This is a genomic window from Haloarcula sp. Atlit-7R (genome assembly GCF_003666065.1).
Classification (GTDB): Archaea; Halobacteriota; Halobacteria; order Halobacteriales; family Haloarculaceae; genus Haloarcula; species Haloarcula taiwanensis.
The window spans coordinates 134266-149058 of the sequence record NZ_QXIK01000002.1 but is presented as its reverse complement, the minus strand read 5'-3'; the positions used below and the strand labels follow the sequence as shown (position 1 = coordinate 149058).

Genomic DNA, 14793 nt, shown 5'->3' with positions numbered 1-14793 from the left:
GTGAACAATGTACCCCGAGTATAATAATTGTTTATGCTAGGGTGGTAACACTGCCCACCAGATATGTTAGCCACACACAATACGGTACCGAAAAATAGCTCCTTGAGCTTTCATAGCCACTAAGCGTCGATATATCGTCGTGTTCTGGTTCATAGATATTACGCTGCCCCGGCGACTGACGACACGAGCTGGCCAGAACCGACGAACGGAAACGGACGCGATGCGTCTGTCCCCATAATGGATGTGCAGTTTCTCGGCGGGGCGGGTGAAATCGGTCGGAGCGCCATCCTCATTGACGAGTCGTTACTGCTAGATTTCGGGATGTTGACCGACTCGCCGCCACAGTTTCCGGTTCGGACGCCGTCGCCGGACGCCGTCGTCGTCTCCCACGGCCACCTCGACCACGTCGGGACCATCCCGGCGCTGGTGTCGGGCGACGCGCGACCACCGATTCACTGGACGCCGCCGACGTACGAACTGGCGATGACGCTCGCCCGTGACACGCTCAAGCTCCACGGCGGGACGGTCAACTGTCCGTTCACCGAGACCAACGTCAGGCGGGTGACGCAGGTGTCTGAGACCCACGGCTACCGGGAGACGTTCGAGGCCGCCGGCTACGAGGTCACCTTCTACAACGCCGGCCACATCCCGGGAAGCGCACACGTTCTCGTTGACGACGGCGACACCCGACTGCTGTACACGGGCGATTTCCACACCGACGACCAGCGCCTCGTCTCAGGGACGACGGCCCGTCCGGACGCGGACACGGTCATCTGTGAGAGCACCTATTCCGATGTCGACCACGAACTCCGAGAAACGGTCGAGGGTCGATTCGTCGAAAGCGTCGAAACGACGCTCTGGGAGGGCGGCACCGTCGTCGTCCCCGCCTTCGCCATCGGACGAACACAGGAGATGTTGCTCGTCTGCGAGGCCCACGACATCCCCTGCTACGTCGACGGGATGGGTAAGGAGGTGACCGAGATGCTCGCCCAGCACCCCGAGTTCCTCCGGGACGCCGACGCGTTCCGGCGGGCGAAATCGCACGCGCGGTTTGTGACTGGCAAGGACGGCCAGCGCAAACGTATCACCGACCAGAAGGCGGCAATCGTCACCACCAGCGGGATGCTCTCGGGCGGCCCGGCGATGACGTATATCCCGGAGGTCCGTGGAAATCCGATGAACAAGGTCACGATGACCGGGTATCAGGTCGAGGGAACGCCGGGTCGGGACCTGCTAGAGACCGGTAGTGCCGAGATAGACGGGCGGATTATGCCTGTCAGCGCGCGCGTCGAGCAGTACGACTTTTCGGCACACGCCGACCGCGGTGGGTTGTTGGCGTACCTCGGTGACTATCGTGACACGCCGGTGCTCGTGAACCACGGCGACCGCTGTGAGGCGTTTGCAACCACACTCCGCGAAGACGGCTACGACGCGACCGCGCCCGAATTAGGCGAGACCGTCTCCCTCCAGTAGGCTGTCACGCAGGCGACCTCGGCCTCGCTCAGTCACGCTCGTTCGCGTCTTCGGTGGCACGCTGTTTCAGCCACTCATCGAGCAGGTCGCGAATCGCGGCGTCCCGGTTGTCGCGGTGGTCGGCGAACGCCTTGTCGTCAATCGCATCGAGCAACTCCTCGTCCAGTTCGACCTCGATCGATTCGAGGTCCAGAAACGCTTCGTCCATTGATTACGGGGAGTTGAACGGCCAGAGAAATATATCCTCGTCAGACAGCCGTCGGTCAGTCGCGTGACAGGGGCCATAGAGGCGATGAACTCCAGAAGCGTGTCAGGAAACCGCCGTGCTTTGATTACGACTCGTGTCGTATTCACGTCGTGATGGGCTCGCTACAGTCTCTTATCGGTCCCCACCGGCTCGACGCGCTCGGCGCGTGGACGGTAACGGGAATTCTCATCGGCGGCGTCGGACGGTTCCTGGCCGGTGGCGAATTCGAGTGGGCAGTGCTCACGGCACTCCTCGTCGGTATCGCGGTCACGGTTCCGTTCGCCACGCGGAATCTCGAAACGACGGTGCCTGCGGAGTTGCTCGGACTGGTCGCGGTCCCGGTACTCGTCCGGACGGTCGGCGGTTTCCCGCAGGTCACCCCGTTCCTCGTAATCGCCGGGGTCGCACTGCTGTTGGCCGTTGTCCTCGATGCGTGTACCTCACTGACGATGACGCCGCGGTTCGCAACGGTGTTCGTCGTCATCGTGACGATGGCCGTCGCGGGCGTCTGGGCGGTCGGTATCTATGCGACCGACACGCTACTGGGAACCGCGTTCCTCGACGGGCAGACGGAGCTGATGTGGGACCTCGTCACTGCAGCGACCGCCGGTATCATCGCCGGTGTCGTGTTCGAACTGTACTTCGAACGGTCGGCGCGCATCGCCCGACTGCGCGTCTCGGGCGCAGACCCATCCGAACGTGACCAGTCGGGTACGTCCCTTCCCGGAGACGGCAAGCACCACCGCATCGCGGTCCGGACGCTACAGGCGGTCCTCGGGGTAATATCCGCCTTCGCGCTCGTCCGGGGCAACGTGACGCTGTTCGTCAACAGCGCCGGCCCGCTGGCGATAACGTTCCTGCCGGCGCTGTTCCGCCGGGAATACGACTACGCGATGGACACCGGTCTTGTGCTGTGGATCACGGTGGCGTCGACGCTGCACGCGGCCGGCGCGCTCGAACTGTACCAAGCGTTTGGCTGGTACGACAGCCTGGCCCACGCCGTCTCGGCGTCGCTGGTCGCCGGCGTTGGGTACGCGGTCGCGCGGGCGGTCGAACGCCACTCCCGTGCGGTCGATTTCAACCGCGGGTTCCGCGCCACCTTCGTCGTCCTGTTTGTCCTCGCGGTTGGCGTCGGGTGGGAGATACTTGAGTTCGCAAGCGGCGGCCTCGCGTCGGTGGTCGGCGGCGAGGCGGTCCTGGCACAGTACGGCACGGGGGACATCGTGAACGACCTCGTGTTCAACACGGTCGGCGCGCTCGTCGTCGCGGGCTGGAGCACCGCCCACTTCGAGGGCATCGCGGCCCGGCTCACCGGCCGGGTCGGGCGGCTCGCGGGCGGGGACTGAGCGTCCCGAGAGTGGGGCTGCGGTACGACAGACCGGCACGTATGGAGCGAACGCGACTCGACTTCGACCGCTACTTCGAAGTGGTCATGGAGGCCGGCAAACGCCACAGCATAGAGAACGACGGAGACGCCCCTAGAGACGGTCAACGTCTACACGCCGCCGCGGTAGCCGTCAGGCCCCGGTGCCGTCGACCGGTAGTACTTTCAGCGTCACTCGACGCCGGCTTCGGCGTCCATCGGGTCCTGGATGTCGCCGACGACCTCCTCCAGCAGGTCCGTGACCGTGACCAGCCCGACGACTTCGCCGTCTTCGAGCACGAAGGCCAGTTCCTGGCGCTCGGTCTGGAACTGGTCGATGGCGTCACTGACGGTGGTGTCGGGCGACATCGTCATCGGCGGCGAGGCGACGGCTTCGAGGTCGATGCCGTCAAGCAGGCCGCCCGCCCCGTCCTGTTCCTCGCGCTCGTCGACCAGCGCCGGGATGTAGACGATGCCGAGGAAGTCTTCGAGCGTCTCGCCGACGAGCGGGTAGCGGGTGTGGGGCGTCTCGGCGATGCGCTCGGCGTTGGTCACGTCGTCGTCGGTCGGCGACAGCGCGACGATGTCCTCGCGGGGCACCATCACGTCGCCGACTTCACGGTCGCCAACGCGGAACGCAGAGATAATCTCCTCACGACGCTCGTCGGGCACGTCGCCGCGGTCCAGAACGGAACCGAGTTCGTTGCGTAGTTCGGCCCGGGACTCGATGCTGTCGACCTCCGCTTCGAGCCACGCGCCGGACATCTCGACGCCGAACAGCCCCAGCGTCCACTTGGCGACGCCGTCGCCGACCTTGATAATCGGCGAGATGATCCACGCGAAGTAGTACAGCGGCGCCGCGCCGTACCGGCAGACGAACTTCGCGCGCTCGACACCGAGGTACGTCGGCGTCTGCTCGCCGTGGGTCAGGTGGACGAGGTTGATGATGAGGAAAGCGATGGCCGCGCCGGCCCCGACGCCGGCCAGCGCAGAAGACTGGAAATACGGCTCGAAGATGGCAGCGAGCGCCGGCTCGGCGACGATACCGACCGCAATGCTGGAAGCGGTGATGCCGACCTGACAGCTCGTCAGGTAGATTTCGAGGTCGTCGGTCATCTCCCAGGCCCGACGGAGGCCGGGTTCGTCGAACTCCGACTCCGAGTACTGTCTGGCCCGGGTCAGGGCAAACTCGATGGCGACGAAGAAGCCGTTTGCGAGGATCAGGGCGACCCCTGCAAGCAGCCTGAGCGCGATTTCGACTGGTTGCATGTATCGGCGGGATTCACCAGCCGGACAGGAAAGCGTGGTGACATCGGGTCAGTCGCCGGCCCCCCGACGGCGGGCGAGCCAGCGACCGACGACCAGCGCGGCAGCGCCCGCGACCGCGGCGAGCGCGAGGCGAAGAGGCGGAGGAACGGCCCGGAGCTGGCATAGCACGTCCGCACCCGAAAAATAACCGTTTACGCGCGCTCGAAGTCGTACTCGACGCCGGTGAGGTCGGTCGAGACCGCCCAGAGCCGTTCGGCGGTCGCCTCGTCGCGCGAGGCCGCGTTGGACTGCTGGAACTCGGGCGGGCCGCGCATGTCGAGCAGGCCGCCGGGGCCGACGTACTCGCCGCCGATGACGTCGTCGGCGGTGGCAGCGTGCAGCATCGGGAGCGCGCCCTGCTCGGCGGACTGGGCGAGCACAGCGTTGGCGAGGCCCATAGCCGCGGTTCGCAGCGTCGACCCCATCTCCCGGGGTCCGCGGAACTGGAGGTCGGTATCGGCGTAGCCGGGGTGGCAGGCGACGCTTATCACGTCGTCCCAGCCGTGGTTGCCCAGCCGGCGCTGGAGTTCGTAGGCAAAGAGGAGGTTGGCGAGCTTGCTCTGGCCGTAGGCCGACCATTTCCCGTAGGAGCGCTCGCCCTGCAGATCGTCGAAGTCAATCTCGCCCATCTCGTGTGCACCGCTGGACTGCGTGACGATTCGGGACTCGCCGTCGGCGGCCCCGAGGAGGTCAAGGAGGTGCCCGGTCAGGGCGAAGTGACCCAGATGGTTGACGCCGAACTGCGTCTCGAAACCGTCGGCCGTCTCGCTCCGGGGAATCGCCATGACGCCGGCGTTGTTACAGAGAATGTCGACGGCGTCGTAGTCGTCTTGGAGGCCGTCGGCGAAGGATTCGACGTTCGAGAGGTCCGCGAGGTCACACTCACGGATATCGAGCGTCGCGTTCGGCACGGCTTCGCGGATCTCCGCTGCGGCCGATTCACCGCGGTCGACGCTCCGGCAGGCCATCACAACCGTCGCGCCTCTGCGAGCGAACGCCTTCGAGCCTTCAAGTCCCAGCCCGCTGTTCGCGCCGGTTACGACCACGGTTCGGTCCGTCAGCGGGGGCATGTCCTCGATAGTCCAGCCTGTCATTGAGTGAGCTACGGGCGCGAAGCACTGAAACCCATCGCCGACGGGAGAGTGAGAGTCTTATGCTGTCGCCCCCGTGTTCCAGTGATGAGCGACGTTTCGGTCACCGTCTACACGCGCGAGGACTGCCATCTCTGTGAGAAGGCCATCGAGACAATCGAGCAAGTCGCCGACGACGAGGAGGTCGCTATCGCGCTAGACCTCGTCGACGTTGACGAAGATCCCGAGCTTCAGGCGGAGTACGGCGAGCGCGTTCCCTACGTCTTCGTGGACGAGTCGCCGGCGTTCAAGTACCACGTCGACGAGCGACAGTTACGCAAGAAGCTGCAGCAGTCGGCGTAGCGGTCTGGACACGACAGACCCTCTGTCGCGGCTACCACCGCAATTTATTAATTCTGGGACGCATCTCACCGCTGATGCCCTCCAGTATCAGCAACGCTGTGTTCAGCGAACCGTCCGGGCCACGGATTGCTCTCGTCCACTTCGCTGGGTCACTTGTCTTCGCCGGTCTCTACGTGTCCGCCTGGGTTACCGAGGGTGCTGTCCCGGACAGCTGGTTACTCGCGATGGTCGTCGGAACCGGATTAGCGGGCGTTGCGGAAGTGTTGCCAAAGCGCAGACGACAAACAGCCGGCGTCCTCCGCTCGGTCGCGATTCTCGTGTTTCTCTGTCTCGTCGCCGTCGCCCTCGTCGCGCCCGACCTTCTCGGTATCTGAGCGCCGCCCGCAAACCGGGCTGTCTCGGCGGTACCGCGAACAAGCCAGTGCTATCGCCCCTGCTCGACGGCACTGTGTAACGCGTCCGTCGCCGCTGTCGGGTCGTCGGCCTGCGTGATTGCTGTGATGACAGCGACCCCGTCCGCACCCGCTCTGACGACCTCAACGGCGTTATCGGCCGTGATGCCGCCGATAGCGACAAACGGGATGTCTACTGCTTCTGCGATAGCAGCGACTCGCTCGGTGCCGATGGCGTACTCGTCGTCATCGATGTCGTCTTTCGAGCCGGTAGCAAACACTGCACCAACGCCAAGATAGTCCGCGCCGGCCGCCGCCGCTTCCCGGGCGTCTTCGACAGTCGAGACCGAGCGCCCGATGAGTGCGTCCTCGCCCAGCAAGTCCCGCGCGACCGGAACAGGAAGGTCGTCGTCGCCGAGGTGGACCCCGTCAGCGTCGAGTGCCTGTGCGATGTCTACGCGGTCGTTGACGACGAACGCGACGCCGGCCTCGCGGGTCAGGTCCCGCAGTTCCCGACCGAGTTCGTAGCGTTCGCGCGCGGTCCGGTCCTTCTCGCGGAGTTGGACGACGCCGACGCCACCGTCAATCGCGTCTGCGACGATTTCGTCGGTTCTCCGACCTGCCGAGAGCGACGCCTGCGTGACGAGATACACGTCCCAGTCAACCATAGCCAGTCTCGGAACCGATGACCCTTGTGTGCTGTGCGTTGGTCAGGACTCTGTTTCAGCTGTCGAACTCGACGCGTTTGCCTCGTCGGTGTCAGTTGCCGGGTCCGAGAGCGCGCCGTCGCGAACAGCCATCCGGAGCCCGAACTCGGCGATATTACCGCCGTGTTCCGCCGTTCTAGCGAGGCTGTCGAGGGCGCGCGTGAGCCGGTAGTCGGCGTCACCGGACTCGAACAACTGTCGGTCGAGACTGGTTATCCGCTCTCGAACGTCCCGGCGCGTGGCCAGTGTCTGTCGGGCGGTGTCGACACAGGCGTCGCCAATGATCACTCGGACAGCGTCCTCGACGACGGCGTGGACATCCTGTGCAATGCTGTCGAGGGCTGTGATGATACGTTCGTCGGGTTGGCCGTCGAGTCGGTCGGCGACGGTCCCGATGCGCTCGGCGTGATCGGCCACGCGTTCGAGTTCGTTCGCGGTCCCCCAGAGGGTGAACAGTTCCGGGCGCGTCAGCCCGAGCGCGTCTATCTCGTCGAGGCGGGCCAGCCCGCGCTCGAAGTAGCGGTCTATCATGGCGTACAGCCGATCGGCCTGCTCGTCGCGGTCGGCCCACCGGTCGCCGGTCGTCCCGGTCGTGAGCGCGGCCATCGCGTCCCGGTGCATCGACAGGGCGACGAACTGGAGCTGGCGGACCGACTGGCTGACGGACACCTCGCCGGCATCGAGCATCGTCCGGACCGTGACCTGTGACTCGGTCGCCTCGGCGACGGTCACACCTGTCAGGTTCCGGGTGACGCGTTCGATGGCCCGGTGTTGTTCGTCGCTGTAGCCATCGGGGACTTCAAGGACGACAGATTCGACGCCAGCGGCGTAGGCCGCCCGCAACAGCTGCTCTATTTCCGCCGGGTCGTCGTTGCCGACTTCCAGTCTGAGGCGGTTCCGCGCCGTCGTCTGTGACTCAGGGGTCTGGATTACCAGGAGCCCGTCGATGTGCGTGTGGAGGTTCACCGTCGTTCCGGCCGTACAGTTCTCCGATTCGGCCCACTCTTTTGGGAGCGAAACGGTGTACGTGCCGCCGCCGACGGTCTGTATCTTTCGGGTTTCCATAGCTAGTAAATGAGTTCTGAGTCGGTTTCGACCATGTACAGCGTGCGTGCCGCGATGTTGACCGCGTGGTCGCCGACGCGTTCGAGGTCCCGAACCGTCAACAGGAGCCGGGACACGTCGTCGAGGAGTTGCTCGACCGCCCAGCCGTCGTCGCCGTCGGCCTCCCGTTCGATGAGGTCCCGGGCGACGGTCTCGCTGGCCCGCTGGCAGAGCGCATCGAGCGCGTCGTCATCAGCCGCGATAGCGCGACAGTCCTCGACGGCTTCCAGTCGATAGGCGTCGATACTACGCTCGACCATGTCGGTGGCCTCGCGGCCGATAGTGTCGACGTCGACCTCGGGGGCGAGTCGACGGTCGGCCGACTGTGCGTAGGCCGCGAGGTTCGTGGCGAGGTCCGCGACGCGTTCGAGGTCGGTGATGATTTTGAAGGAGGCGGCGACGAAGCGCAGGTCGGTGGCGACAGGCTGCTGGAGGGCAAAGAGGTCGATGCAGTCAGCTTCGAGCGTCAAGTACAGCTCGTTTATTTCTTCGTCGCCATCGATGACAGACTGCGCCATCTCCCGGTCGACGGTCCGGAGCGCAGTGAGCGCCGCTTCGAGTCGCTCGACGACCAGATCGCCCATCCCGACCACGCCGTCCCGGAGTTCGTCCAGTTGTTGCTGGTACGACTCGCGCGACATGGGTCACCCGAACTTGCCGGTGATGTAGTCCTCGACGCGCTGGCTCTCGGGGTTCTCGAATATCTTGTCGGTGTCGTCGTACTCGACGAGTTCGCCGCCGGTGAGGAACACGGCCGTCTGGTCGGAAATGCGGGCCGCCTGCTGCATGTTGTGAGTGACGATGACGACCGTGTAGTCCTTCGACAGCTCCTCGACGAGGTCCTCGATTTTCGAGGTGGCGATGGGGTCCAGCGCCGAGGCCGGCTCGTCCATCAGGATGACCTCGGGGTCAACGGCCAGACAGCGCGCGATACAGAGGCGCTGTTGTTGCCCGCCCGAGAGGCCGAGCGCGTTGTCGTCCAGTCGGTCGCTAACCTCGTCCCACAGCGCGGCCTGCTTCAGCGAGCGCTCGACGAGTTCAGCCTCTGCCTCGGTGTCGTCGCGACCGAACAGGCGCGCGAGCAGGCCCTTGTTGATGTCGCCGTGCTTGCGCGGGCCATACGAGATGTTCTCCCGAATGGACTTCGGGAAGGGGTTGGGCGACTGAAAGACCATCCCGATACGCTTGCGCAGTTCGACGAGGTTGGCATTGGGGTCGTAGATCTCGGTCCCTTCGAGTTCGACCGAGCCGTCGACGCGGGCGGCCTTGATGCGGTCGTTCATGCGGTTGAGACAGCGAAGGTACGTCGACTTGCCACAGCCGGATGGCCCGATAAGCGCCGTGACGCTGTTCTCGGGGATCTCCATCGAGACATCCTTCAGCGCGTGGTCATCACCGTACCACACGTCGAGGTTCTCGACCGAGAGCTTCGATTTGCCGTCGAAGTCGTACTGCCGCCACGCCTCGCGGATCCGCTCGTCGCTCTCGCCGGCCGTCGTCTCGGCGCTTGGCGAGGTGGTGTCGACTGTCTGTCCGCTGTTCGTTTGCGTGTCCGTGCTCGACTCGGTGTTGATGCTGTCACTCATAGTTGAGTTTCCTCCGGAAGTATGTCCGCGCCGTGATACCGACCGCATAGAACGTCAGGACAACCATCAGCAGGATGAACGCGGTCGCCCACCCCATCTCTGGCGACCCCGACACCCCGGCCGCAATGACGGCCCACACCTGCGTCGGCAGTGACGCCGAGGCCGTCAGCAGAGCGTCGTTGGCGATGAACGGCGGCCCCGAGACGAAGTGGAAGCCGTCGATGACGGCGACGCTTTCTGTCGCGTTCAGCGTCGACCCGAGCACGAGAATGAGCGGGGCAGTCTCGCCGGCGATGCGACCGACGCCGAGAATGACGCCGGTGATGACGCCCGGCATCGCCGCCGGCAGGACGACACTCTTGATTGTCTCCCACTGGGTCACACCCAGCGCCGCGCTGGCGTCACGGTACTCATCGGGGACGGCCTTGATCGACTCCCGTGAGGTGATAAGCACCAGCGGCAAGAGCATGAACCCAAGGACCAGCATCCCGGCCAGTAGGGACTCGTCGCCGCCCAGCCGCGGAATCAGGAACGCCGCCCCGAACAGGCCGAAGACAATGCTCGGCGTGCTCCAGAGCGCGTTCGTCGCGATTTCGACGAGCGCGGTGAACCGGCCCTGCTCGGCGTATTCAGTCAGGAACACCGCTGCACCGACACCCAGCGGGACCGCGAACAGCGTCGCGCCGACGACCAGCCACACCGTGCCGATGATGGCAGGCATGATACCGCCGGGCTCGGCCCCCAGCGGGATGTAGGCCTGCATCACCATCGGCCACGAGAGGCTCCCCTCGTTGGCAATGGAGACGCCGAGAACGTTGAACGACGTGCCGGTAACGGCCACGTGCAGGCCGACCAGGGCGGTGAAGCCAGCCGTGCCGACGAGGCCGAGTCGCGTCTCTTCAGTCAGCAGGCGGCGGGTAATCGTCTCCTCGCTGGACCGCTTTGCAGCCGTGGTGAGCGTCGCCAGCGCGAGCGAGGCCACAGCGGCCCCGAGCGCGACCGCAGGCACGAGATTTACCGGACCAACTCGCGGATTGATACCGGCGACTGGCTGGAGCAGCAGCGTCGCCAGCAACAGCCCGAGTCCGCCGAACACCCCCAGCGTGAACAGCGGGGCCTCCCGCTGTGCGCTCTCCGCCAGCGTCGGCCCGTCGCTTGCGAGCACGCCGACGAGTGGGGAGACTGCGAGACCGCCCGCGGCGACCGATCCGGCGACGACAGCGGCGAATGCAACCGTCTCGTTGAGTGGGAGGCCGAACGGAGTCGGGCCGAAGGCGAGGAAAAAGCCGATGAGGACGACCATCGCGAGAACTGCCGTCGGGACGGCCTGTCGGATCGAGCCGGCTCGGTCAGACTGGGTCCCGACGTTGCGGAGCGAGCCGAACGACCGGAAGAACGTGACCGCGAGCAATAGTGCCGGGAGGACAAGCAGCAGCGTCCCGACCGTCGTGCTGGGCGTCACTGCGAGCGCTGTATCGAGCGCACGTCCCTGTCGGTTGACCTGGACAGTGTAGGTGTAGGCGTACCGCAGCGGGGTGCCGGTGACGAGCACGCTCGCAAACACCGCAGCGAGCGAACCAACCGCCGCCAGTGGAAGGATCCGGAATAGCTGTCGCGCGCCGGTGTTCCAGTCAGTCGTGCCCGCAGGCGAACGAGCGAACTGGATTGTAGCCAGAAGAGCTGGCGACAGGAGGACCAGTGCCGTCAGCGCACCGATCGACAGTCCGTGGACGGCGTAGCCGATGCCCTTGATGGTCACGAACACGACGATTGTCGCCATCACAGCCACCATCAGGAAGGCGTTGAGGTTGATGACGAGGAAGGCTCCGTACTCGCGTCCCCGGGCACCGAACCCGGCGCGGCACTTCGCGGCCGACCAAGCCGACAGCAGCGTCCCGACCAGGAGAAACACGGGGATGACCGCGCCGCCGGTGAAGCCACCGGAGAGCGTCTGCGGGCTCCACTGCCAGCCCACGCCGATGGTTCCGGTCACGATTGTCAGCCCGAGTGCGCCGACGACGATAGCCGTCGGGAGCGTCGAACCAAAGTCCTCACGAGGGAGGATCGCCAGCAGGAACAGGCCGACGCCGGCGACGGCGGCGGTGACAAGCCACAGGAGCGAGCCGAATCCGGCAAGGGAACCCCCGACGACGGCCCCCATTGCGAGGCCGAGCGCGCCGAGCGCGCCGCCAGAGAGCAGGCCGGCACTCATGTTCGGTTCCGTGTCCACGAGTTCGAGCCGGGAGGAGACACCGGCGGCAGTGATCGCCAGTGCCTCGACCAGCAACACGGTGCCCAGCAGTGTCGCCATCGTCACCGGAAGGGTCGCGGCAAGAGCAGTCAGCGCCACCGTCGAGATAACGAGGCCCAGCCCGATGCCGCGGACTCGCTGTGAAGTGACCGGGACGACGTTGAGGAAAGAGGCAAGGCCAGTGATGCCGACGGCTCCGACGACGACGGCCAGCAGCGTTCCGAGGGCCGTGGTGAGGGCACTGCCGCTGGTCCCGGGCGGGACGAGGTTCACGAGCGTGACGAGCCCGAGCGTGAAGCCGACGACGCTGAGCGCTATCGCCGCATCGAGTCCGCGGTCGTAAATGTTCGAATCCGCACTGACGAGCTGATCCGTTGTCGCGTAAGCGTCACTCATTGTTGCCCCTTCAGTTTCCGTTGCATACGTCGCTCGATGTACTGCGAGACGATGCTCATGCCGGCGACGATGACGAACAGCATGACACCGGCGACGAACAGCACGTCGACGGTGCTCTCCGAGGCGCTGCCGTACTGGGTCGCAATCAGGCTCGTCAGCGTCGCGTTGGCGTCGAAGATATCGAACAGCGGGTCGGCGAACTGTGTCCCCGAGGCCATGATGGCGGCGACGGCCATTGTCTCGCCGATGGCTCGGCCAAGGCCGAGAATGACGGCCGCGGAGATGCCCGAGAACGCCGCCGGGATAGAGATGCTTTTCATTGTCTGCCACTCGGTCGCACCCATCGCGACGGAGCCGTCACCCATCGACTGCGGGACGCTGGAGAGGGCGTCCTCGCCGACGGAGACGACCGTCGGCAGCGCCATCACGCCAACGACAACCCCAGCGATGAGGAAGCTTGCCCCGTCGTCGAGGAAGTTCGTCTGGATGAAGCCGTTGAGTACCTGGAAACCGATGAATCCGTAGACGATGGAGGGAATACCAGCCAGAATCTCCACGCCGGGCTTGATGAGTTCCCGCAGGCGGTCGCTGGCGACCTCGGCGATAAATAGCGCGCCGAACAGGCCCAGCGGGCCGGCGACTGCGCCCGCGATGATAGTGACGACCACCGTCGCCCAGATCATCGGGATCAGCGAGTACGCCCCGCTGAGTGGGTTCCAGTACGTCGAATCCGACGGCAGGACGGCGTCGAGCCAGAAGAACCAGCGGGCCGATCCACCCTGTTCTGGAATCAGTAGCAGTCCAAGCCCGTGTTCGAGAAACGCTGGTAGTGCGCTCGCGAACAGGAAGAACGTAATAAACGCGACGGTCAGCACCGTCAAAATCGTCGCGACCAGCGTGAGCAGGCGTGCAACCTCGGCCTGATAGGTGACCCACCCGACCGCCGTGACGAACACGAACGCGAGTAGCATCGGCAGCGCTATCGCCGGCCGAAACAGGAACACGAGAATCGTCGCCGCCAGCGTCGTCGCTATCGCGCCGACCGCAAGCGCTGCGCCGTCGATTCTGCCCCCACCCGACACCGACTCACTCTCCGTCGTTGGTATGTCTTCTGTCATATTATTGAAAATCGACCGAGAAGGTCGAAATTGTCAGACTGCGTCCGGCCGGTTACACCTGGTCGGGGAGCTTAGCGCGCTGTTCTTCCTGACGGCGCGCACCGAGCTTGAAGTAGTTGTTCGGCGCGACGAACGTGTCCTGACCGAAGTCAGACAGGATCATGTTGATGACCGCGGCTTCCTTCTTCGAGGTGCCTTCCCACGTGTACATGTGGAGGTCACGCGAGAGGGGATAGGCCTTCGAGTCCAGACCGTTCTGGTCGTCCTGATAGCTGTAGGTCGTCCCTTCCCACTCCAGGGCGACGGGGGCCAGGCCGTCGGTGTCGATGAACGCCAGCGCGAGGTAGCTGATGGCGTTGTCGGCCTGTGCGATGGCCTGTGCGAGGCGCTGGTTCTGGCCGTAGCGGTTGGCGACAGAGGTGTCCTCCTCGGGGTTGCCGAAGACGTTGGAGACGAAAGAGGTCCGGGTACCCGAACCTTTGACACGGCCGAGGACCTGAATCTCGCGGTCCGGACCGCCGAGTTCGCTCCAATTGGTGAGTTCACCTTTGTAGAGGGCTTTGAGCTGGTCCCCGGTAATCTTCTCGACGCCGGCGTCGGCGATTTCCTGGGAGACCACGAGCGGCTGGCCGTCGACCCCGACGACGTGGTCGACGAACTGCTCGTAGGAGTCACGGTCCGGGAGTTCGTCCTCGACGTTCCCAGAGGAATTACCGATGTCGTTCTGGCCGTTCATGACCTTCTCGACGCCGGTCCCGGAGTGGGAGAGGCCGACGGTGAACTGGAACGGCGGCCCCTCCTCGCCGCCGGCTTCGAAGCCGTAGAGGCCGGCCCAGTAATCGGCGAGGTTCTGGTCCGTGTCGATGTCGTACTCGCCGTGGGGCCAGTACTCGCTGTCGCTGGCCGGGCGGTTGGCGTTCCAGTAGGACGCCGCCGTGTTGGCGATGGGGTACACCGTCGAGGAGCCGCCCGATTCGAGCGGGCCGACGCTCTCCTGGCTGGAGCTTTCGGTCGCTTCCGTCTCCGCCGAGTCCATCTCCGTCGACGCCGCCTCGGTGTCCGCGCTCCCGCCGGAGCTTCCGTCGGAATCGGATCCGTCGCTGCCGCTGGAACAGCCGGCGATTGCAGCGATACTGGTCGCACCCGTTGTTGCGATGAATTTCCGCCGCGATACGAGGTCTGACAGCCCGTCTGGATCGTGCGCCATCACCAGAATCCAGCGGGACAGGTAATAAGTAACCTGCTAAGATAGCTATATCTATTGATGTATTACTATATAGATATGGTATGACAAAAACTCACAAACAGGTAGACATATAGCAGTGAATATGCCGCTATCATGCCGTCAGATCCCCGAATATGACCGATACTGATGTGCCGCCAGATATGGCATTTTCACCGGTTTGAATTACCCA

At 64.8% G+C, this 14793-nt stretch carries 15 protein-coding genes; 5 read left to right on the top strand and 10 right to left on the bottom strand.

The window, feature by feature from the left end:
• The first annotated feature begins 237 nt into the window (after window positions 1-237).
• Window positions 238-1473 carry an MBL fold metallo-hydrolase gene (locus tag D3D01_RS04750; protein WP_121511416.1) on the top strand — a complete coding sequence of 412 codons (1236 nt, stop codon included), beginning with the start codon at window positions 238-240 and terminating at the stop codon, window positions 1471-1473.
• A gap of 28 nt (window positions 1474-1501) precedes the next feature.
• Here D3D01_RS04750 and D3D01_RS04745 read toward each other — a convergent pair whose 3' ends face one another.
• Window positions 1502-1681, bottom strand: a complete 180-nt coding sequence (locus D3D01_RS04745) for a ribbon-helix-helix protein, CopG family (protein ID WP_101350965.1) — start codon at window positions 1679-1681, stop codon at window positions 1502-1504.
• Between the two features lie 152 nt (window positions 1682-1833).
• Between D3D01_RS04745 and D3D01_RS04740 the strand changes: the two genes are divergently transcribed.
• Window positions 1834-3066: a hypothetical protein gene (locus D3D01_RS04740; RefSeq protein ID WP_121511415.1), complete on the top strand. Its 1233-nt coding sequence runs from the start codon at window positions 1834-1836 to the stop codon at window positions 3064-3066.
• A gap of 209 nt (window positions 3067-3275) precedes the next feature.
• Here the strand turns inward: D3D01_RS04740 and D3D01_RS04735 are convergent, their stop codons facing one another.
• Window positions 3276-4352: a hemolysin family protein gene (locus D3D01_RS04735; protein WP_121511414.1), complete on the bottom strand. Its 1077-nt coding sequence runs from the start codon at window positions 4350-4352 to the stop codon at window positions 3276-3278.
• On the opposite strand from D3D01_RS04735, the gene D3D01_RS23640 reads away from it, so the two are divergent.
• Window positions 4347-4517 carry a hypothetical protein gene (locus D3D01_RS23640; protein WP_158600440.1) on the top strand — a complete coding sequence of 57 codons (171 nt, stop codon included), beginning with the start codon at window positions 4347-4349 and terminating at the stop codon, window positions 4515-4517. The genes D3D01_RS04735 and D3D01_RS23640 overlap by 6 nt on opposite strands.
• Window positions 4518-4543: 26 nt before the next feature.
• Here the strand turns inward: D3D01_RS23640 and D3D01_RS04730 are convergent, their stop codons facing one another.
• Window positions 4544-5485 carry an oxidoreductase gene (locus D3D01_RS04730; protein ID WP_121511413.1) on the bottom strand — a complete coding sequence of 314 codons (942 nt, stop codon included), beginning with the start codon at window positions 5483-5485 and terminating at the stop codon, window positions 4544-4546.
• 84 nt (window positions 5486-5569) lie between these two features.
• Between D3D01_RS04730 and D3D01_RS04725 the strand changes: the two genes are divergently transcribed.
• Window positions 5570-5824 carry a glutaredoxin family protein gene (locus D3D01_RS04725; RefSeq protein ID WP_121511412.1) on the top strand — a complete coding sequence of 85 codons (255 nt, stop codon included), beginning with the start codon at window positions 5570-5572 and terminating at the stop codon, window positions 5822-5824.
• A 74-nt stretch (window positions 5825-5898) separates the two neighbouring features.
• Window positions 5899-6198 (top strand): hypothetical protein, encoded by a 300-nt coding sequence (locus D3D01_RS04720; RefSeq protein WP_121511411.1) that lies wholly within the window; start codon window positions 5899-5901, stop codon window positions 6196-6198.
• Window positions 6199-6248: 50 nt separating this feature from the next.
• Here the strand turns inward: D3D01_RS04720 and thiE are convergent, their stop codons facing one another.
• From thiE to D3D01_RS04685, 7 genes are read right to left on the bottom strand one after another with little or no spacing between them, the layout of a single operon-like run.
• Window positions 6249-6884: a thiamine phosphate synthase gene (gene thiE / locus D3D01_RS04715; protein ID WP_121511410.1), complete on the bottom strand. Its 636-nt coding sequence runs from the start codon at window positions 6882-6884 to the stop codon at window positions 6249-6251.
• A gap of 42 nt (window positions 6885-6926) precedes the next feature.
• Window positions 6927-7988: a phosphate uptake regulator PhoU gene (locus tag D3D01_RS04710; RefSeq protein ID WP_101350972.1), complete on the bottom strand. Its 1062-nt coding sequence runs from the start codon at window positions 7986-7988 to the stop codon at window positions 6927-6929.
• Between the two features lie 2 nt (window positions 7989-7990).
• Window positions 7991-8668 carry a phosphate signaling complex protein PhoU gene (gene phoU, locus D3D01_RS04705; protein WP_121511409.1) on the bottom strand — a complete coding sequence of 226 codons (678 nt, stop codon included), beginning with the start codon at window positions 8666-8668 and terminating at the stop codon, window positions 7991-7993.
• 3 nt (window positions 8669-8671) lie between these two features.
• Complete coding sequence (gene pstB, locus D3D01_RS04700) at window positions 8672-9613, bottom strand: phosphate ABC transporter ATP-binding protein PstB (RefSeq protein WP_121511408.1); 942 nt, start codon at window positions 9611-9613, stop codon at window positions 8672-8674.
• Window positions 9606-12260 (bottom strand): phosphate ABC transporter permease PstA, encoded by a 2655-nt coding sequence (gene pstA, locus D3D01_RS24925; RefSeq protein WP_121511407.1) that lies wholly within the window; start codon window positions 12258-12260, stop codon window positions 9606-9608. The genes pstB and pstA overlap by 8 nt, the downstream gene beginning before the upstream one ends.
• Window positions 12257-13378, bottom strand: a complete 1122-nt coding sequence (gene pstC, locus D3D01_RS04690) for a phosphate ABC transporter permease subunit PstC (RefSeq protein ID WP_121511406.1) — start codon at window positions 13376-13378, stop codon at window positions 12257-12259. Before pstC ends, pstA begins: the two co-directional genes overlap by 4 nt.
• Window positions 13379-13430: 52 nt before the next feature.
• On the bottom strand, window positions 13431-14585 hold the full coding sequence (locus D3D01_RS04685; protein WP_101350977.1) for a substrate-binding domain-containing protein: 1155 nt from the start codon (window positions 14583-14585) through the stop codon (window positions 13431-13433).
• Window positions 14586-14793 lie beyond the last annotated feature (208 nt).

Coding starts and splice junctions, on each gene's coding strand:
- D3D01_RS04720 (WP_121511411.1), top strand. CDS start 5,899: ATGCCCTCCAGTATCAGCAACGCTGTGTTCAGCGAACCGTCCGGGCCA.
- phoU (WP_121511409.1), bottom strand. CDS start 8,668: ATGTCGCGCGAGTCGTACCAGCAACAACTGGACGAACTCCGGGACGGC.
- D3D01_RS04740 (WP_121511415.1), top strand. CDS start 1,834: ATGGGCTCGCTACAGTCTCTTATCGGTCCCCACCGGCTCGACGCGCTC.
- D3D01_RS04730 (WP_121511413.1), bottom strand. CDS start 5,485: ATGACAGGCTGGACTATCGAGGACATGCCCCCGCTGACGGACCGAACC.
- thiE (WP_121511410.1), bottom strand. CDS start 6,884: ATGGTTGACTGGGACGTGTATCTCGTCACGCAGGCGTCGCTCTCGGCA.
- D3D01_RS04710 (WP_101350972.1), bottom strand. CDS start 7,988: ATGGAAACCCGAAAGATACAGACCGTCGGCGGCGGCACGTACACCGTT.
- D3D01_RS04745 (WP_101350965.1), bottom strand. CDS start 1,681: ATGGACGAAGCGTTTCTGGACCTCGAATCGATCGAGGTCGAACTGGAC.
- pstB (WP_121511408.1), bottom strand. CDS start 9,613: ATGAGTGACAGCATCAACACCGAGTCGAGCACGGACACGCAAACGAAC.
- D3D01_RS04750 (WP_121511416.1), top strand. CDS start 238: ATGGATGTGCAGTTTCTCGGCGGGGCGGGTGAAATCGGTCGGAGCGCC.
- D3D01_RS04735 (WP_121511414.1), bottom strand. CDS start 4,352: ATGCAACCAGTCGAAATCGCGCTCAGGCTGCTTGCAGGGGTCGCCCTG.
- D3D01_RS04685 (WP_101350977.1), bottom strand. CDS start 14,585: ATGGCGCACGATCCAGACGGGCTGTCAGACCTCGTATCGCGGCGGAAA.
- D3D01_RS04725 (WP_121511412.1), top strand. CDS start 5,570: ATGAGCGACGTTTCGGTCACCGTCTACACGCGCGAGGACTGCCATCTC.
- pstC (WP_121511406.1), bottom strand. CDS start 13,378: ATGACAGAAGACATACCAACGACGGAGAGTGAGTCGGTGTCGGGTGGG.
- pstA (WP_121511407.1), bottom strand. CDS start 12,260: ATGAGTGACGCTTACGCGACAACGGATCAGCTCGTCAGTGCGGATTCG.